The organism is uncultured Tateyamaria sp., assembly GCF_947488715.1.
In the GTDB taxonomy this organism is placed as follows: domain Bacteria; phylum Pseudomonadota; class Alphaproteobacteria; order Rhodobacterales; family Rhodobacteraceae; genus Tateyamaria.
The window spans coordinates 67247-80936 of sequence record NZ_CANLAG010000002.1; the positions used below are offsets into that span (position 1 = coordinate 67247).

The 13690-nt window shown below is 62.1% G+C and carries 20 protein-coding genes and 1 tRNA gene; 7 read left to right on the forward strand and 14 right to left on the reverse strand.

Annotated elements, in window-relative coordinates; translation table 11 throughout:
- Window positions 1-8 precede the first annotated feature (8 nt).
- From Q0936_RS04595 to Q0936_RS04640, 10 genes are all read right to left on the reverse strand, one after another.
- Window positions 9-1118 carry a DUF1513 domain-containing protein gene (locus Q0936_RS04595; protein ID WP_299296050.1) on the reverse strand — a complete coding sequence of 370 codons (1110 nt, stop codon included), beginning with the start codon at window positions 1116-1118 and terminating at the stop codon, window positions 9-11.
- Window positions 1108-2118 carry an imelysin family protein gene (locus Q0936_RS04600; protein WP_299296015.1) on the reverse strand — a complete coding sequence of 337 codons (1011 nt, stop codon included), beginning with the start codon at window positions 2116-2118 and terminating at the stop codon, window positions 1108-1110. Before Q0936_RS04600 ends, Q0936_RS04595 begins: the two co-directional genes overlap by 11 nt.
- A complete protein-coding gene (locus Q0936_RS04605) occupies window positions 2115-3653 on the reverse strand; it encodes a di-heme oxidoredictase family protein (protein WP_299377924.1) in 1539 nt (512 codons plus the stop codon). Before Q0936_RS04605 ends, Q0936_RS04600 begins: the two co-directional genes overlap by 4 nt.
- Window positions 3640-4125, reverse strand: coding sequence for a bacterioferritin (gene bfr / locus Q0936_RS04610; protein ID WP_299296019.1), 486 nt, complete (start codon window positions 4123-4125; stop codon window positions 3640-3642). The genes Q0936_RS04605 and bfr overlap by 14 nt, the downstream gene beginning before the upstream one ends.
- A complete protein-coding gene (locus tag Q0936_RS04615) occupies window positions 4100-4378 on the reverse strand; it encodes a bacterioferritin-associated ferredoxin (protein ID WP_299296021.1) in 279 nt (92 codons plus the stop codon). Before Q0936_RS04615 ends, bfr begins: the two co-directional genes overlap by 26 nt.
- A 21-nt stretch (window positions 4379-4399) precedes the next feature.
- Window positions 4400-5662 (reverse strand): imelysin family protein, encoded by a 1263-nt coding sequence (locus tag Q0936_RS04620; protein ID WP_299296023.1) that lies wholly within the window; start codon window positions 5660-5662, stop codon window positions 4400-4402.
- A 12-nt stretch (window positions 5663-5674) separates the two neighbouring features.
- Complete coding sequence (locus Q0936_RS04625) at window positions 5675-6166, reverse strand: hypothetical protein (protein ID WP_299140228.1); 492 nt, start codon at window positions 6164-6166, stop codon at window positions 5675-5677.
- Window positions 6163-6330 carry a hemin uptake protein HemP gene (locus Q0936_RS04630; protein ID WP_299140229.1) on the reverse strand — a complete coding sequence of 56 codons (168 nt, stop codon included), beginning with the start codon at window positions 6328-6330 and terminating at the stop codon, window positions 6163-6165. The genes Q0936_RS04625 and Q0936_RS04630 overlap by 4 nt, the downstream gene beginning before the upstream one ends.
- Window positions 6330-6506 (reverse strand): hypothetical protein, encoded by a 177-nt coding sequence (locus Q0936_RS04635; RefSeq protein ID WP_299140230.1) that lies wholly within the window; start codon window positions 6504-6506, stop codon window positions 6330-6332. Before Q0936_RS04635 ends, Q0936_RS04630 begins: the two co-directional genes overlap by 1 nt.
- Before the next feature lie 355 nt (window positions 6507-6861).
- A tRNA-Tyr gene (locus Q0936_RS04640) sits at window positions 6862-6945 on the reverse strand.
- A gap of 106 nt (window positions 6946-7051) precedes the next feature.
- On the opposite strand from Q0936_RS04640, the gene rlmB reads away from it, so the two are divergent.
- From rlmB to Q0936_RS04655, 3 genes are all read left to right on the forward strand, one after another.
- Entirely contained in the window at window positions 7052-7828 is a 777-nt protein-coding gene (gene rlmB / locus Q0936_RS04645; protein ID WP_299296025.1) for a 23S rRNA (guanosine(2251)-2'-O)-methyltransferase RlmB, read from the forward strand.
- A 9-nt stretch (window positions 7829-7837) separates the two neighbouring features.
- Window positions 7838-8131: a hypothetical protein gene (locus tag Q0936_RS04650; protein WP_299296052.1), complete on the forward strand. Its 294-nt coding sequence runs from the start codon at window positions 7838-7840 to the stop codon at window positions 8129-8131.
- 230 nt (window positions 8132-8361) lie between these two features.
- The gene (locus Q0936_RS04655; RefSeq protein WP_299296054.1) at window positions 8362-8835 is read left to right on the forward strand and encodes a CoA-binding protein; all 474 of its coding nucleotides are present in this window, start codon (window positions 8362-8364) and stop codon (window positions 8833-8835) included.
- A gap of 59 nt (window positions 8836-8894) precedes the next feature.
- On the opposite strand, the gene Q0936_RS04660 is transcribed toward Q0936_RS04655, so the two are convergent.
- Window positions 8895-9272 (reverse strand): DUF2147 domain-containing protein, encoded by a 378-nt coding sequence (locus tag Q0936_RS04660; RefSeq protein ID WP_299140297.1) that lies wholly within the window; start codon window positions 9270-9272, stop codon window positions 8895-8897.
- Window positions 9273-9406: 134 nt separating this feature from the next.
- On the opposite strand from Q0936_RS04660, the gene hisA reads away from it, so the two are divergent.
- Window positions 9407-10126, forward strand: coding sequence for a 1-(5-phosphoribosyl)-5-[(5-phosphoribosylamino)methylideneamino]imidazole-4-carboxamide isomerase (gene hisA, locus Q0936_RS04665; RefSeq protein WP_299140299.1), 720 nt, complete (start codon window positions 9407-9409; stop codon window positions 10124-10126).
- A gap of 2 nt (window positions 10127-10128) precedes the next feature.
- On the opposite strand, the gene Q0936_RS04670 is transcribed toward hisA, so the two are convergent.
- The gene (locus Q0936_RS04670; RefSeq protein ID WP_299296028.1) at window positions 10129-10584 is read right to left on the reverse strand and encodes a DUF302 domain-containing protein; all 456 of its coding nucleotides are present in this window, start codon (window positions 10582-10584) and stop codon (window positions 10129-10131) included.
- 175 nt (window positions 10585-10759) lie between these two features.
- On the opposite strand from Q0936_RS04670, the gene hisF reads away from it, so the two are divergent.
- Together hisF and Q0936_RS04680 are read left to right on the forward strand one after the other, a co-directional pair.
- Window positions 10760-11524 carry an imidazole glycerol phosphate synthase subunit HisF gene (gene hisF, locus Q0936_RS04675; protein ID WP_299140304.1) on the forward strand — a complete coding sequence of 255 codons (765 nt, stop codon included), beginning with the start codon at window positions 10760-10762 and terminating at the stop codon, window positions 11522-11524.
- A complete protein-coding gene (locus tag Q0936_RS04680) occupies window positions 11521-11829 on the forward strand; it encodes a phosphoribosyl-ATP diphosphatase (protein ID WP_299296030.1) in 309 nt (102 codons plus the stop codon). The genes hisF and Q0936_RS04680 overlap by 4 nt, the downstream gene beginning before the upstream one ends.
- A gap of 169 nt (window positions 11830-11998) precedes the next feature.
- Here Q0936_RS04680 and hisH read toward each other — a convergent pair whose 3' ends face one another.
- Both hisH and hisB read right to left on the reverse strand, forming a co-directional pair.
- Window positions 11999-12640 (reverse strand): imidazole glycerol phosphate synthase subunit HisH, encoded by a 642-nt coding sequence (hisH, locus tag Q0936_RS04685; RefSeq protein WP_299296031.1) that lies wholly within the window; start codon window positions 12638-12640, stop codon window positions 11999-12001.
- Window positions 12637-13224, reverse strand: a complete 588-nt coding sequence (gene hisB / locus Q0936_RS04690) for an imidazoleglycerol-phosphate dehydratase HisB (protein ID WP_299296032.1) — start codon at window positions 13222-13224, stop codon at window positions 12637-12639. The genes hisH and hisB overlap by 4 nt, the downstream gene beginning before the upstream one ends.
- A gap of 150 nt (window positions 13225-13374) precedes the next feature.
- Between hisB and Q0936_RS04695 the strand changes: the two genes are divergently transcribed.
- Window positions 13375-13614 carry an Lrp/AsnC ligand binding domain-containing protein gene (locus tag Q0936_RS04695; protein ID WP_299140313.1) on the forward strand — a complete coding sequence of 80 codons (240 nt, stop codon included), beginning with the start codon at window positions 13375-13377 and terminating at the stop codon, window positions 13612-13614.
- The last annotated feature ends 76 nt before the right edge of the window (window positions 13615-13690 follow it).

Consider the following 13690-nt stretch of genomic DNA (forward strand, 5'->3'; position numbering starts at 1 on the left):
CGGTTCCATCACGCTGACGTCGTACCCACCGCAACCAGATGGTTGTCCCACTGCAACCGGGTCTGCCGCTCTCGGGCGGTGCCGTCCGCGCCGATCAAATGCAAGGCACCCGTTCCCGCACTCACGGCAAGCGCGCCACCCATCACCGCCACACCACTCACATCTGGCATGGCCAGCGACGCCAATAGCTCCGCCGTGGCAACGTCGTAATGCTGCAACACGCCCCCCCTCGGTGACGTGACCGAAATGGTCCGCCCATTGGACGACAAAGCAATGCTGCCAACATAGCCCTGCATGTCCCGCATCGCCGCTTCGGGGGCGGTCATCAGCCTGGGCGTCTGACCCATGCGATGCGCACCCGCCAGCACCGGTGCTGGACCGTCCCCCTGCCACTGGATCCCGAACGCCACATGCCCGTCATGGCCCACAGACAGGTGCCGGATGGAGTTCTTGTGCAGATGGGCTGGCAAGGCTGCGGTCTCGACCACCACGCCGTCTTGGACATAGGCAAGGTTGGGCGCCATCGTGGCGATGTTCAGTTTGGTGCGGCCCGTGTCCGGATGCGTGTCGATGCCGCCATTGGCAACAACCAAGGTGTCCGATCCAGGCAGCAACGCAATATCATGGGGGCCAATCCCGCCGCTGTCCCAGTCCGCGATGCGCCGATACCCATGGCCCGCGTCCCACACCCCAATGCGCCCACGTCCCGCCTCATAATCGTTTTCAGTGGTGAACAGATAACGCCCGTCCGATGAAAACACCCCATGCCCGTAAAAGTGCCGCCCCTCCGGCGCTTCAAGGACCGCCATTTGCGTCCCCAACACGCAATCAATGACCAGCGCAAAGGTGCCGGGCCGTCTGGCAAAGGCAACCGCCTCGGGGCGCAATGGATGCGCCGCAGCGGCATGACCACGGGCGGGCAAGGACAGTGTAAACCGGATGTCGAGTTCACGACCAATTCCGCACAACACAAAACGCCCGTCCGGTTGCGCAGCCGCCGACAAAAACGCCGGAGAGCCCGCATCCGCCCATGTCACACCGGGCGCCACGCCCACAGCAATCAAACCGCCCAGAAACCGGCGGCGTCCTGTATCGGTCACCGTCACGTCAATCCCCATCCAGCGCATTGAACCCCGCCGCCACGCCAAGCGTCGGTCCAAGATCATCGCGCACAGCGGCGCGGATGGCGTCAACGGATTGCTGGATGATCTCGATCTTCAACCGGGTTTGAGGTGCCGCAACCGTGGCAAAGGTCGGGTCATCCAGCGCGGCAAGCAGCGACAGCGCATGATCAAAACGGGCGTCCAGCCTGTTCGACATATCGCCCTCTGCCAGACGGGCAGCGAGATCGCGCAAGGACCGCAGGCTCAGCGCAACATGGGCAGCGGAGCGACCCGAGCGACGCGCCTCTGCCCGCGCCGGTCGAGGGCGGTCAAACGTGCCGAGGGGCCGCCCCAGACGAGATTCGGATGTGAATTGAAGCCCCGTCGAAAGCGCCTTGAACATCTCTTGCAGCACCTCCGCGTCACTGCGGTAGACGCCGTCCGGCGCAGGGGTCAGCATCACCGTGGCATAGGACGCTGTCCAATCGTCTTGGATGCTCCGGGACGTCGCCGCAATGTCGGCGCTGATCGTCCGAACCAACTGGCAGTGATAGCGCGCATCGCTTTCCGCGCTCAGCGCATCGTCAAAAAGCAGAAACTCCAACGCGTAGAATCCACGCGCCGCGATAGAGACCTGAGCATAGCCCTGCGCCGAGGCTGCGATAGGGTCCTGATCCGCAAGCAACGCGTTCAACGCACGCGGCGTTGCCCCACGGCTGTCGGGCCAAAAGGCCAGCGCAAATGCCCGGTCGTCGACCTCGGTTGGACCAAAGCGCAAGTGACTTGCCGATATCCACGCATCAAAGGCTGTGCCATAGGCCGCTTTGAGGGGGGCGGATGCCGGGTCGCAATCCTGCTGTGCCGCGACTGACAAGGCGTCTGCGCCATCTGCGAGCGCCTCGAACCGTGGCAGGATATGACCCGCTACGATGCTTTCGATTTTGTCGTCTCGCGTGTCAGCCAGGGCCACGACCGGGGCTGCAACGAGCGCAAGTGTCAGGCATATATGTCTCATAGGCTCTCCAGAAATGCGATCAGGGCTTCGCGGTCAGCGGTGGCCATGCCCACCACTGTATCCCGTTGCGCCTGCGCTTCACCGCCATGCCACAACAGCGCCTCCAGCAGCGATCGTGCGCGACCGTCGTGCAGGAAATAGGTGTGTCCGCTCACCTGTTTGGTCAGTCCAATGCCCCACAGCGGCGGCGTTCGCCATTCCTGGCCGTTGGCGCGCCCCTCGGGACGATTGTCGGCCAGACCCGCACCCATGTCGTGCAACAACATGTCGGTGTAAGGCCAGATCAACTGAAAACTCTGTGCGGGCTGATCCACAAGGCGGTGAGTGACAAAGCTGGGCCTGTGACAGGCCACACAGCCCGTCGCATAAAAGACCTGCTTGCCACGCAACACCTCAGGGTCACCCGCCCCACGGCGCGCAGGCACCGCGAGATTGCGGCTGTAAAAGGTCACCAGGTCCATGCCCTCGGCGTCAATCTCGGTGCCGCGCGCGTCCTTGTCGCCGTGAATGGCATCCCGGCACCGGCTTTGCGTGGCGGTGCATTCCCCGGCACCTGCCGGGAACAGGGGGCTGGAAATGCCGATATCGCCGGCAAAGGCAGCGGCCGATTGTTCCATGACGGTTGGGCTGCCCGCCTTGAGGCCAAAGCGGCCAAGCATGGGGCGGTCATGTTCCACGGACCACACGACGTTGGGCCGCCCCGAAATGCCGTCACCGTTCAGATCATCGGGGTCGGCTCTGGCAAGGATGTCTGCCGCCGGGATCGCTTCGAGCAGGCCCAGGCCGATCATCTGTGGCGCAACGCGGGGCGACAGCATCGCGTCGGGATGCAATGGGCCATACCCAAGGTCAGCCGCCGCATAGGTCGGATGTCGCAGCGCAACCTCTGTCCCATCGGCCAGCACCACCACCTCTTCCTCGTAAGTGATGTCCAGCCGGTATTCCGCGGCGTGACCCTGCACCGCGAAATCCTGCAACTGCGTGCCATAGGTCGGTTCCGGCAAGGTCGCGATGTAGTCCTTGATCGCGGCCTCGCTGGCATCCACCGGTCCGGGGATCGAAACCCGTAGGAACATCGAAATCGCGTTGTCGTCCGCAGTCTCGGGCGGGTGGCCGCGCCCGTCCTTGATGTGGCACCGCTGACAGGACCGCGCATTGTAAAGCGGGCCCAGACCGTCCGAGGCCAGTGTCGAAGACGGTGACGAAACCCAAAGCTTTCGAAACAGGCCGTTGCCCACGCGAAAGTCCAGCTGATCTTCAAAACTGATATTGCCCGACGGTTGCGAAAACGCATCGGCATTTGTCATGGCCCGCACAGTCGCGGCCCCGCCGGGTTTGTCCTCGAACCGTTGCGGCGCATCGAAATCGGTCGCCAGTGCTGTCACCGTCGCAATGCGCGCCGCTTCCTCAGCCGCACGGGGGACCGTGTTCAGATGCGGATCGCCAAGGTCCCACATGGGGCCCTCGGCAGATGGTTCCGCCAATGCCACCGTGGCACCGGCCAGCACGACAACCAGCAGGTTACCCGGCTTCATCCATCTTCGAGGCATTGAGCTGCGCATATTTTTCTTCACCGAGTTTTGCCACGAGGTCGAGCTGCGTCTCAAGAAAGTCGATATGACCCTCTTCGTCGGTCAACAGCGTCTCAAAGATGTTCTTGGTGACGAAATCACCCACTGTTTCGCAGTGTTGGCGGGCCTTCATATACAAATCCCGCGCGCCATGTTCGGCGGCCAGATCGCATTCCAGCGTTTCCTTGGGCGTCTGCCCAATGCGCAGCGGGTCCAGCTTTTGCAGGTTTGGATGCCCGCCCAGGAACAGGATGCGTGCGATGATGGTGTCCGCATGGTTCATCTCTTCGATGCTTTCCTCACGCGATTTCTTGGCCATATGCCCAAGGCCCCAATCCTCCTGCATCCGGTAATGCAGCCAATATTGGCTGACTGCGGTCAGTTCGCTGCGCAGGGCATCGTTGAGATATTCAATAACTTTCGTGTCGCCGTTCATGTGCTGTGTCCTGTGTGGCTGCGGCTTTCAAATTCCGCAGGTGCATGGGGAGGGTCGAGGGAACTTCCAGGTTGTCGTTGCTGCGCATGGTCGACAGGAACAGCGGCATACATCCGCCGCAATCCGCTGCCTTGCCCAATGCCCGATAGACTTTGCCTGGGGTGATGATGGTCTTGTCATCCGACGCCCGCATCCAGTCGATGGCTGCGTTGATGTCGTGATCCGTGATGTTCTGACAATGACAGATGATCATGACGACAAGACCTTGTTTGATTTAGTGGAAAACAGCGTCCGGATCATCGAGGCTGTCGGACCCTTCGAACGCGATCTGGTCCAGGCCAAGGGCCGAAACCACCCGCTCAATGGACCGCGTTTGATCAATGAAACCGTTCACGCCCCCCATGATCAGGGCTTCGCCCGCGTCGTTGCCGCGCTCCAGCATCTGATCATAGGCAAATCCCGCCTCTGCGGCGGTCTTGATCCGACCAAGCGACATCATCGTCGTGCTCAGTTTGCCACGCATCTCGGCATCCAGTGCAGCGTCGGCCTCAGTAACCAGATCGGACAGGGACGGCCCTGAAATCACCGTGCCATCCACGCGGACATAGGCACCGAGGTAGATGTTCTGAACACCCAACCCATCATAGTAGTGGTCGTTGTGCGTGTTGTCGGCAAAACAGGAATGTTCTTCCTCCGGATCGTTCAGCATCACGCCAAGGCGCATCCGTTCCCCGGCAACCTCGCCATAGGATAGGGACCCCATACCCGTCAGGATCGCAGCCAGCCCGGCATCGGCATTTGCGGTCAACGCGCCACGCGCGGCGCCCTCATCGGCCCATTGCGAGGTCATCCATTCCAGATCAGAAATCAGCAGATCGGTCGCGGCAACAAGGTATTCGGCGCGGCGATCACAGTTGTCATTTGTGCAGGCATCGCCCGCTGCGTAATCCGTCCAGGGCCGGTTGCCCGCACCCGCCGCATGACCATTCAGGTCCTGACCCCAAAGCAGAAATTCAATCGCGTGATAGCCCGTGGCGACATTGGCCTCGATCCCGTCCGCCTCTTGCAGCGTGTCCTCAAGCAAAGCAGGCGTGATCCGGCGCGCATCCACCTCCGTGCCCGACAGCGTGAACACAGGGTTCGCAATCACGTTCAACGCGGCAAACTCGTTTTCATCCGATGGCCCGCCATAGGACGCGTCCACATAGTCGATCAGACCCTCGTCCAACGGCCAGGCATTCACCTTGCCTTCCCAATCATCAACGATGGCATTGCCGAACCGGTACACCTCCGTCTGCTGATACGGCACACGCGCGGCCAACCACGCGGTCTTGGCGGCCTGCAGCGCCTCAGCCGAGGGTGCCGCGACCAGCGCATTCACCGCCACTTGCAAGGTCCGCGCGGTGGTCAGGCTGTCTTCGTATTTGGCGGCGGCAATGTCCGCATAGGTCGCCAAAACCTCGGCTTTTTCAACGGCGAGGGCAGGGGTCGCCAGGGAGGCAATCAAAGCCGTGGATGATAGAAAGGCGTTCTTCATGAAATGGTCCTGTCAGTGAAGGGTGGTAGGAGGTGTGTGCATGGCATGGTCTTCGCCAGCCAAATGTCTGGGCGCGCGCAGGTTCATACGCTTCAGCGCCAACCCGAAATCCGTCGCAAGCGATGTCAGCAGCGGCGCAACATCAGCCCGCACAAGCAGCGTCGCAATAAGCATGGCGTCGTCACGGTCCCCGGTGACTGCCGTGCCGATAAAGTTGGCGAAACAGGATTCGTCCGCGCCAAGGCACTTGCAGTTCACTGCATGTCGCATCAGTGGCCGCCGCCCGAACTTTGAACACAGGCTGCACAGGTTTTCGAACGATGTCAGCGCCTTGCGCCCCTGTTCCACGCCCAGGCTCGCGGCAAAATCGCCCCATACGTTGTCGCGGCTGTCAGCCCCGTCGCTCCAAAGGCGCAAGTAGATGACAGACGCGGCCTCGATGCCGTCCAGTTCGGTGACAAAGCCAACAGGCGCGCCGCCGCGTTTTTGTGCTGCGTTGCTCATTTGGTCAGGATCAACTTGCCCGCCCGCGTGATCCGCAGCGTGTAGGTTTGATCGCCCAGCACGATATGGGCTTGATCCGCGCCCTTGGTCAGATCCTCTGCGGCATATGTCGGCAGGGTGATCGGGGCAGGTTTCAGTGTTTCTCTCGCTGAATGATAGGTCATCACAGGTGTCTCCGCGCAGGCGTGACCGTGTGGTCGTAACGGTCCAGAACCCACTCCATGCTGAAGCCTCCGGTAAACCCCGACTGAAGCCAGATATCGGCCACCTCAGATCGGTCAGGGCGCGGCGTACAGCGTTCACGATTCAGGTCTTTCAAATGGTCCACTTGGTCTCTCATCTTGGAAGTCCTTTCATCTGACGATTGTCGGGCTTCCCCATGGTCGAGCGGGGTGGCTGGATGCTGTCTTAAACCTGAGTAATTCGATCAGAATAGTCAACCCGACTTTTTTAGTCGGAAATAAAATTGTTTTGTTGACTCTTTTAATCAGACAGGTCGCCGAGGCTGCCGTGCCCCAGTTGATCTTGGCGGGAACGCCCACGCAGGATGGATGCAGCGCGCGGAATTATTCATCAAAATGCGGGATGACGCAGCAACACAACCGCCGACACGATTCTTCAAAAGCTAAGCACAGACCGAAAAAACGCGCGCGATCCCGTCACGTTCCGAACTGACAAATCAATGAAAGAGTATTTGGTGGGCGACCCTGGAATCGAACCAGGCGTGCGTCTCCGCGAGGGAGTTACAGTCCCCTGCCACACCTTGCGGCCTGTCGCCCACTACGTCATTAGGGCGCAAAGCCCGATGGCGTGAGCGCGTGATTACCGGGACGAATATCAGGGGTCAAGGCACAAAATCGGGCCGATGCCAGCAAAGGTGCACAGATGAAAAAACCCAAATGGGTCGTTGAAAAGGAACAGGCCAAAAAGGCGGATGCCGCGGCGACCGTCTGGCTGTTCGGGTTGCACGCCGTGCGTGACGCGCTGATGAACCCCGCGCGGCAGAAATTGCGCCTCATGGTGACGCTCAATGCCCAGACCAAACTGGCCGACGCCATCGACCATGCGGGCATCACAGCCGAGGTGGTCGACCCCCGCAGCTTCAAGCCGCCCATCGACCCCGGCTCGGTCCACCAAGGCGCAGTGCTCGAGGTCAAGCCGCTCGATTGGGGTGGGTTGGCCGACGTGGCCATCGGCGCTGATGCGCCCCGCCTGATCCTGCTCGACCGCGTGACCGATCCGCACAACGTGGGCGCCATCCTCCGCTCCGCCGAAGTGTTGGGGGCCTCCGCTGTCATCGGCACCCGTCACCACGCCGCCCCTGAAACCGGCGCATTGGCGAAAACCGCCTCTGGCGCTCTGGAACGCCAACCATATGTGCGGGTACGCAACCTGTCGGACGCGATCGTCGAATTGCAAGGCATGGGCTATCTCGTGCTGGGCCTCGACGGCGAGGCTGAACAGACCATCGAAACAGCGCTCGCCGGCAAAAAGGACCGCGCCGTGGCCCTCGTGCTGGGGGCCGAAGGGCCGGGCCTGCGCCAGAAAACCCGTGAAACCTGCGACGGATTGGTCAAAATCGACGCCGCGGGCGGCTTTGGCTCACTCAATGTTTCAAATGCGGCCGCCATCGCCTTATATGCGTCCAAGGACCACGCATAGGAGGCGGCCATCGCTTACCCCACGAAAATCGCCACTTGCTGTTATTGCGGCACGCGCGCGGCACTGGTGCTGCGCGGGCGCGACCGTCACGAACTGGCCTGTTCGAGCTGTGGCGCGCCGCTGCACGACCTGAAAATGCTGCCCAAGAAATCCAAGGCCGCCAAGGGCGACCGCGAATTGGTCAAACCCTCGGCTCTGCGCGCACAGACCCCCAAAAAATCCAAGAAATTCAAAAAGCGGAAATCGCGCTGGGGTGACTTCTTCGAAGAGGCCTTTGACCTGATCGAGGACATTCTGGACTGACGCGCAAAAAACCTGCGCCCGGCAGAAATTCGCCACCGCGACTTAACCCTTCGTTCACAGGTTTGAGAGAGGGTCTTTAACAGAGCCCAGACCACCATATCTGGAGTTGTGAACCGCAGGCTTGGAACTCCTGCAGGTTAATTCACTGTCCCTCGTTCCGTACCTTGCGCGCCCCTTTCGCTTTGCGATTGGGGCGCTTTTTTGTCAGCATGCCCAAAAACGGGGAAATGATGGACGAAACCTATCCTGACGCGCTGCTGCGCGATGTGCTCAAGCGGACCAAAACGGTGGCCGTCGTGGGGGTGTCGGCAAACCAGGTGCGCCCCAGCTATTTCGTGGCGCGCTATCTGACGCTCAAGGGGTTTTCGGTGATCCCGGTCAACCCGGTCTATGCCGGTCAGGTCCTCTTTGGCCACACCACGGTAGCGTCACTGGCAGAGATTGAAACACCCGTCGACATGGTCGACATCTTCCGCCGCTCTGACGCAGTGCCAGAGATCGTGGACGAGGCGTTGGAACATCTGCCGGGTCTTGGCACCATCTGGATGCAGATCGGCGTCTCCCATCCGGACGCCGCAGCCAAGGCGCGTGCGCAAGGCATCACCGTGATCCAAAACCGCTGCCCCAAGATCGAATACCAGCGTCTCTTTGGCGAACTCAGGATGGGCGGGTTCAACACCGGCATCATCTCGTCCAAGCTCTGAAACGCAAACACCCGCGCCGAGTGGGGCGCGGGTGCAGGTAGCCGTGTATGCGGCAGGCCTCAGTTGAGGCGCTGCCAGGTCTGGCCGCGGCAGATTGGGCCGACACAGCCCGACACTTTCAACGCGTTTCCGCTCAGCGACATCTTGGACCGATAGGTCTTGTCGGTGTCCGGGGCCCAGATCTTGCCACCGGAATAGCTGCCGTTGCCTTTGGCTTTCATGTCCCAGATGATCGGCTTGCCGACGCTGGACGTGTCATCGCTGCCAACGACCTTGGTGATGGTGCCGCAGATGTTCGAGCCGCAGGGCGCGATCTTGACGTGCAGGAATGCGCCTTCGTCGCTGGTCTCGGTCTTCCATGTGCCGGTGGCGGGCTCTGCCATTGCCATACCGGCGCCCATGACGGCCACACACGCGGCTGCAAACAGGTGTTTCATTGAGTGTCTCCTCCGTTATGCCCGGAACCTTGGGGCAGGGGGGCGTTGCAAATCAAGAATGACCTAGGGTCGCGTTGCAAATCGTGACGTAAGGTGCCAAACGGCGGATAACTGCAGAAAAAGGGCTGATTTCCATGATCCTCTACCCCGCCATCGACCTCAAAGACGGGCAGGCCGTGCGCCTTGTGCATGGGGATATGGACCGCGCAACCGTGTTCAACGATGACCCCGCAGCACAGGCGCGTGCCTTTGTGGATGCGGGCTGTGAGTGGTTGCATCTGGTGGATTTGAACGGCGCGTTCGCCGGCCAACCTGTCAACGCCGCCCCGGTCGAAGCGATCCTCAAGGCCTGCAAGGTGCCCGCGCAACTGGGCGGGGGCATCCGCGACATGGCCACGATCGAGGCATGGCTCGACAAGGGGCTGCAACGTGTGATCCTGGGCACCGTCGCGGTCGAGGACCCCGACCTGGTGCGCGAAGCGGCGCGCGCCTTTCCCGGACATGTGGCGGTGGGCATCGACGCACGTGGCGGCAAGGTGGCGACCAAAGGGTGGGCCACGGAAACGGATGTGGATGCAACCGATCTGGCCCGCTCGTTCGAGGACGCGGGTGTGGCGGCGATCATCTATACCGACATCAACCGTGACGGCGCGATGGGTGGCCCCAACATCCCTGCCACGCAAGCGCTGGCCGAGGCGGTCAACATCCCTGTGATTGCCAGCGGTGGGGTGTCGTCGCTGGCGGACCTGACCGCGTTGAAAGACACCGGCGTGATCGCCGGTGCCATTTCTGGACGCGCGCTTTACGATGGTGCAATTGATCTGACCGCCGCTCTGGCAGTGCTCAAGGGCTAGGCCTACTTGGCGACGCTGCCGGTGAACTTGCCCAAGGCGCCAGTCATGGTCTGGATATAGGCCGCGTCTTCGGACACGCCGCCCAGACGGCCCAGCATCTTGGCGGGCTCTTCGTAGGCGATCATGGTTTTGCCGGTCCCGTCTTCGTAGACGAGCACTTTCATCGGCAAGAACAGACCCGACACCGGATCATCCTGGATGGCGGGTGTGCCGACCTTGGGGTTGCCAAAGATCACCAGTTGCGACGCGCCGATGTCGACCCCGATGCTTTGCGCGCCTGCGCCGTGGTCCACGCGAGCAAAGATCTTGAGCCCGGCCCCTTCCATCGTTGCGATCAACTGGTCCACCGTCTCGGTCACACCTGCTGCCGCTTCCTTGCGCACAATCCCGTTTTCGCCTGCCATCGCAGCCCCCGTCAAAAAAGCGCCCATCACCAGAGCCATCAAAATCCGCATCATGCGTCTCCTATTTTTTGCAATAGGCCAAACCTGTCACACAGACGAGCGGACGCCATGCACCTTTCCGTGATGGGCGGAAATATTCCCGTTTCCTGTCGGATAATCTGGGGGCCGGGACGCGGGCCGGAGGCAGAGCCCCTTTTCCCCGCCGGGAAAGCAAGTTACGAGATGACCCATGCTGAAGACCCGTATCATTCCCTGTCTCGATGTCGCTGATGGCCGTGTGGTCAAGGGCGTGAACTTTGTCGATCTGGTCGACGCGGGCGATCCGGTCGCAGCGGCGCGGGCCTATGATGCCGCCGGTGCGGACGAGCTGTGTTTTCTCGACATTCATGCGACCCACGAAAACCGCGGCACCATGTTCGATCTGGTCCAGCGCACCGCAGAGCAGTGTTTTATCCCTCTGACGGTCGGGGGCGGCGTGCGGACGGTTGCGGATGTGCGGGCGCTGCTGTTGGCGGGGGCGGACAAGGTGTCGTTCAACTCGGCCGCCGTCGCGGACCCCGACGTGCTGACGCGCGCGGCGGACCAGTTTGGCAGCCAGTGCATCGTTTGCGCCATTGACGCCAAGACGGTCAGCCCCGGCAAGTGGGAGATCTTTACCCACGGCGGCCGCAAGCCCACGGGCATTGACGCGGTGGAATTTGCGCGCACGGCTGCGGCCAAGGGCGCGGGCGAGATCCTGCTGACCTCGATGGACCGCGACGGCACGCGCGCGGGGTTCAACCTGCCGCTGACCCGTGCGATCTCCGATGCCGTGACCATTCCCGTGATTGCGAGTGGTGGAGTCGGCACGCTGGATCACCTGGTGGACGGCGTCACCGAAGGCGGGGCGTCGGCGGTGCTGGCGGCGTCGATCTTTCACTTTGGCGACTACACCATTGCTGAGGCCAAGGCGCACATGGCTGCGGCGGGTATCCCGATGAGGTTGACCACATGACGCTCGACGATCTTTTTGCCACGATCGAGGCGCGCAAGGGCGCGGACCCCGAGAGTTCGTGGACCGCCAAGCTGTTGTCCAAGGGGCCGGAGAAATGCGCCGAGAAATTCGGTGAAGAGGCCGTTGAGGCGATCATCGAGGCGGTGAAGGACGACAAGGCCGGGCTGACATCGGAGGCGGCGGACGTTCTCTATCATCTGCTGGTGATGCTGGCCGCGCGGGACGTGGCGCTGGGCGACGTGATGGACGAGCTGGCGCGCCGTCAGGGCACGTCGGGGATCGCCGAAAAGGCGGCGCGAACCTGAGCCGGGCCGGTCTGTCCCCGCGGGGACAGGGTGTGCGGTGTGTTCACGACATCTTTGCCACCTGCAATTTCAGACCGAATAACAGAGGCTTGTGCGGCGCACGGTGCCCTAGGGGGATATTAAGCCGCCCTATGGCACGCTGCACCCCGAACCGGGGCGGCAGGCCGCCTCAGGGGGCCCAGGTCAGGAAATTGCGGATCATGCGCAGGCCGACATCCTGGCTTTTCTCGGGGTGGAACTGCATCCCCACCATCGTGTCGCGCCCGACCACTGCGGTGACATCACCGCCGTAGTCCACATGCGCCAGACGCAGGGCGGGGTCGGCCACTTCGAAGTGGTAGGAGTGGACGAAATAGGTGTGATCGCCGGTGGACACGCCATCAAACAGGGCGTGATCCGCATCCAGCACCAGATCGTTCCAGCCCATATGCGGCACCTTGAAACCGGGGTCCGAAGGCGCGATTGGCACCACCTGACCGCCGACCCAATCGAGGCCGGGCGTGTCGGTGTATTCGCGGCCCATGCTGGCCATCAGTTGCATGCCGACGCAGATGCCCAGAAAGGGACGCCCGCGGTGTTCCACAGCCTCGACCAGCGCGTCATAGACGCCACCCGCACCGCGCAGCGCCGCCGCACAGGCCGGAAAAGCGCCGTCGCCGGGCAACACGATCCGGTCGGCGCGTGCCACGACGTCGGCGTCCGACGTCACGACGACGGTGCCTGCGTCCGCCTCGCGGGCCATGCGCTCAAAGGCTTTGTGGGCCGAGTGGAGGTTGCCGCTTTCGTAGTCGATCAGGGCGGTGAGGCTCATAGCGTGCCTTTGGTCGAGGGAACGGCATTGGCCTGGCGCGGATCCACTTCGAGCGCGTCGCGCAGGGCGCGGGCCACGGATTTGAACGCCGCTTCGGCGATGTGGTGGCTGTTGAGGCCGTGCAGCATGTCCACGTGCAGCGTGATGCCGCCATGGGTGCTGAGGGCTTGAAAGAACTCGCGCACCAGTTCGGTGTCAAAGGTGCCGATCTTGGGCGTGGGAAGGTCCACGTTCCAGATCAGAAAAGGCCGACCCGAGAGGTCGAGTGCGGCGCGCACCAGTGCGTCGTCCATCGGCAGCAGGCAGGACCCGTAGCGGCGGATGCCCGTTTTGGCCCCAACCGCCTGTGTCAGCGCCTGGCCGATGGCGATGCCCACGTCTTCGACGGTGTGGTGGTCGTCGATGTGCAGGTCGCCAGTGCAGCGCACGGTCATGTCGATCAGGGCGTGGCGGGCCAGTTGGTCCAGCATGTGATCAAAGAACCCCACGCCGGTCTGGTTGTCATATACGCCGGTGCCATCGAGGTTCAGGGACACCGAGATGTCTGTTTCGGCGGTGGTGCGCGTGATGGTGCTGCTGCGCATTGCGCGGCTCCTCTTGGGGTGTTGCGGTCTTGGGCCTTCTATAGGCAGGCGGGCGGCTGTCGCCAAGGGTGCGGCCACGCGACTTGCGTGCGCCAGTGCAGACATGTCACTACGGGTGGGCAATGTCCGCCACGCTAGAGAGGCCCGCCCATGACCACCTGTGTCTTTATCCAGATCCGTTGTCGCCCCGGCACGACCTACAAGGTGGCCGACGAGATCGCGCTGCGCGAGATCCATTCCGAACTGTATTCCACCTCCGGTGATTTCGATCTGATGATGAAGGTCTACATCCCCGAGGGGCAGGACGTGGGCAAGTACATCAACGAGCAGTTGCTGGACATTGACGGGATCGAGCGGTCGCTGACCACGATGACGTTCAAGGTGTTCTAGGCACCCGCGGCAGTCTTACAAAATTGTAAGCCACGCGTCAGGCGCGGGGCAGGTGGGGTGTCTACATCCGGTCGGA

Excerpts from the sequence above, each read along its gene's own strand:
- Q0936_RS04600 (WP_299296015.1), bottom strand. The coding sequence starts at position 2,118 with ATGAGACATATATGCCTGACACTTGCGCTCGTTGCAGCCCCGGTCGTG.
- Q0936_RS04615 (WP_299296021.1), bottom strand. The coding sequence starts at position 4,378 with ATGATCATCTGTCATTGTCAGAACATCACGGATCACGACATCAACGCA.
- Q0936_RS04670 (WP_299296028.1), bottom strand. The coding sequence starts at position 10,584 with ATGATGCGGATTTTGATGGCTCTGGTGATGGGCGCTTTTTTGACGGGG.
- Q0936_RS04630 (WP_299140229.1), bottom strand. The coding sequence starts at position 6,330 with ATGACCTATCATTCAGCGAGAGAAACACTGAAACCTGCCCCGATCACC.
- Q0936_RS04595 (WP_299296050.1), bottom strand. The coding sequence starts at position 1,118 with ATGGGGATTGACGTGACGGTGACCGATACAGGACGCCGCCGGTTTCTG.
- hisF (WP_299140304.1), top strand. The coding sequence starts at position 10,760 with ATGCTGAAGACCCGTATCATTCCCTGTCTCGATGTCGCTGATGGCCGT.
- hisH (WP_299296031.1), bottom strand. The coding sequence starts at position 12,640 with ATGAGCCTCACCGCCCTGATCGACTACGAAAGCGGCAACCTCCACTCG.
- Q0936_RS04635 (WP_299140230.1), bottom strand. The coding sequence starts at position 6,506 with ATGAGAGACCAAGTGGACCATTTGAAAGACCTGAATCGTGAACGCTGT.
- Q0936_RS04605 (WP_299377924.1), bottom strand. The coding sequence starts at position 3,653 with ATGAAGCCGGGTAACCTGCTGGTTGTCGTGCTGGCCGGTGCCACGGTG.
- Q0936_RS04695 (WP_299140313.1), top strand. The coding sequence starts at position 13,375 with ATGACCACCTGTGTCTTTATCCAGATCCGTTGTCGCCCCGGCACGACC.
- hisB (WP_299296032.1), bottom strand. The coding sequence starts at position 13,224 with ATGCGCAGCAGCACCATCACGCGCACCACCGCCGAAACAGACATCTCG.
- Q0936_RS04625 (WP_299140228.1), bottom strand. The coding sequence starts at position 6,166 with ATGAGCAACGCAGCACAAAAACGCGGCGGCGCGCCTGTTGGCTTTGTC.
- rlmB (WP_299296025.1), top strand. The coding sequence starts at position 7,052 with ATGAAAAAACCCAAATGGGTCGTTGAAAAGGAACAGGCCAAAAAGGCG.
- Q0936_RS04680 (WP_299296030.1), top strand. The coding sequence starts at position 11,521 with ATGACGCTCGACGATCTTTTTGCCACGATCGAGGCGCGCAAGGGCGCG.
- Q0936_RS04655 (WP_299296054.1), top strand. The coding sequence starts at position 8,362 with ATGGACGAAACCTATCCTGACGCGCTGCTGCGCGATGTGCTCAAGCGG.
- hisA (WP_299140299.1), top strand. The coding sequence starts at position 9,407 with ATGATCCTCTACCCCGCCATCGACCTCAAAGACGGGCAGGCCGTGCGC.
- Q0936_RS04660 (WP_299140297.1), bottom strand. The coding sequence starts at position 9,272 with ATGAAACACCTGTTTGCAGCCGCGTGTGTGGCCGTCATGGGCGCCGGT.
- Q0936_RS04620 (WP_299296023.1), bottom strand. The coding sequence starts at position 5,662 with ATGAAGAACGCCTTTCTATCATCCACGGCTTTGATTGCCTCCCTGGCG.
- bfr (WP_299296019.1), bottom strand. The coding sequence starts at position 4,125 with ATGAACGGCGACACGAAAGTTATTGAATATCTCAACGATGCCCTGCGC.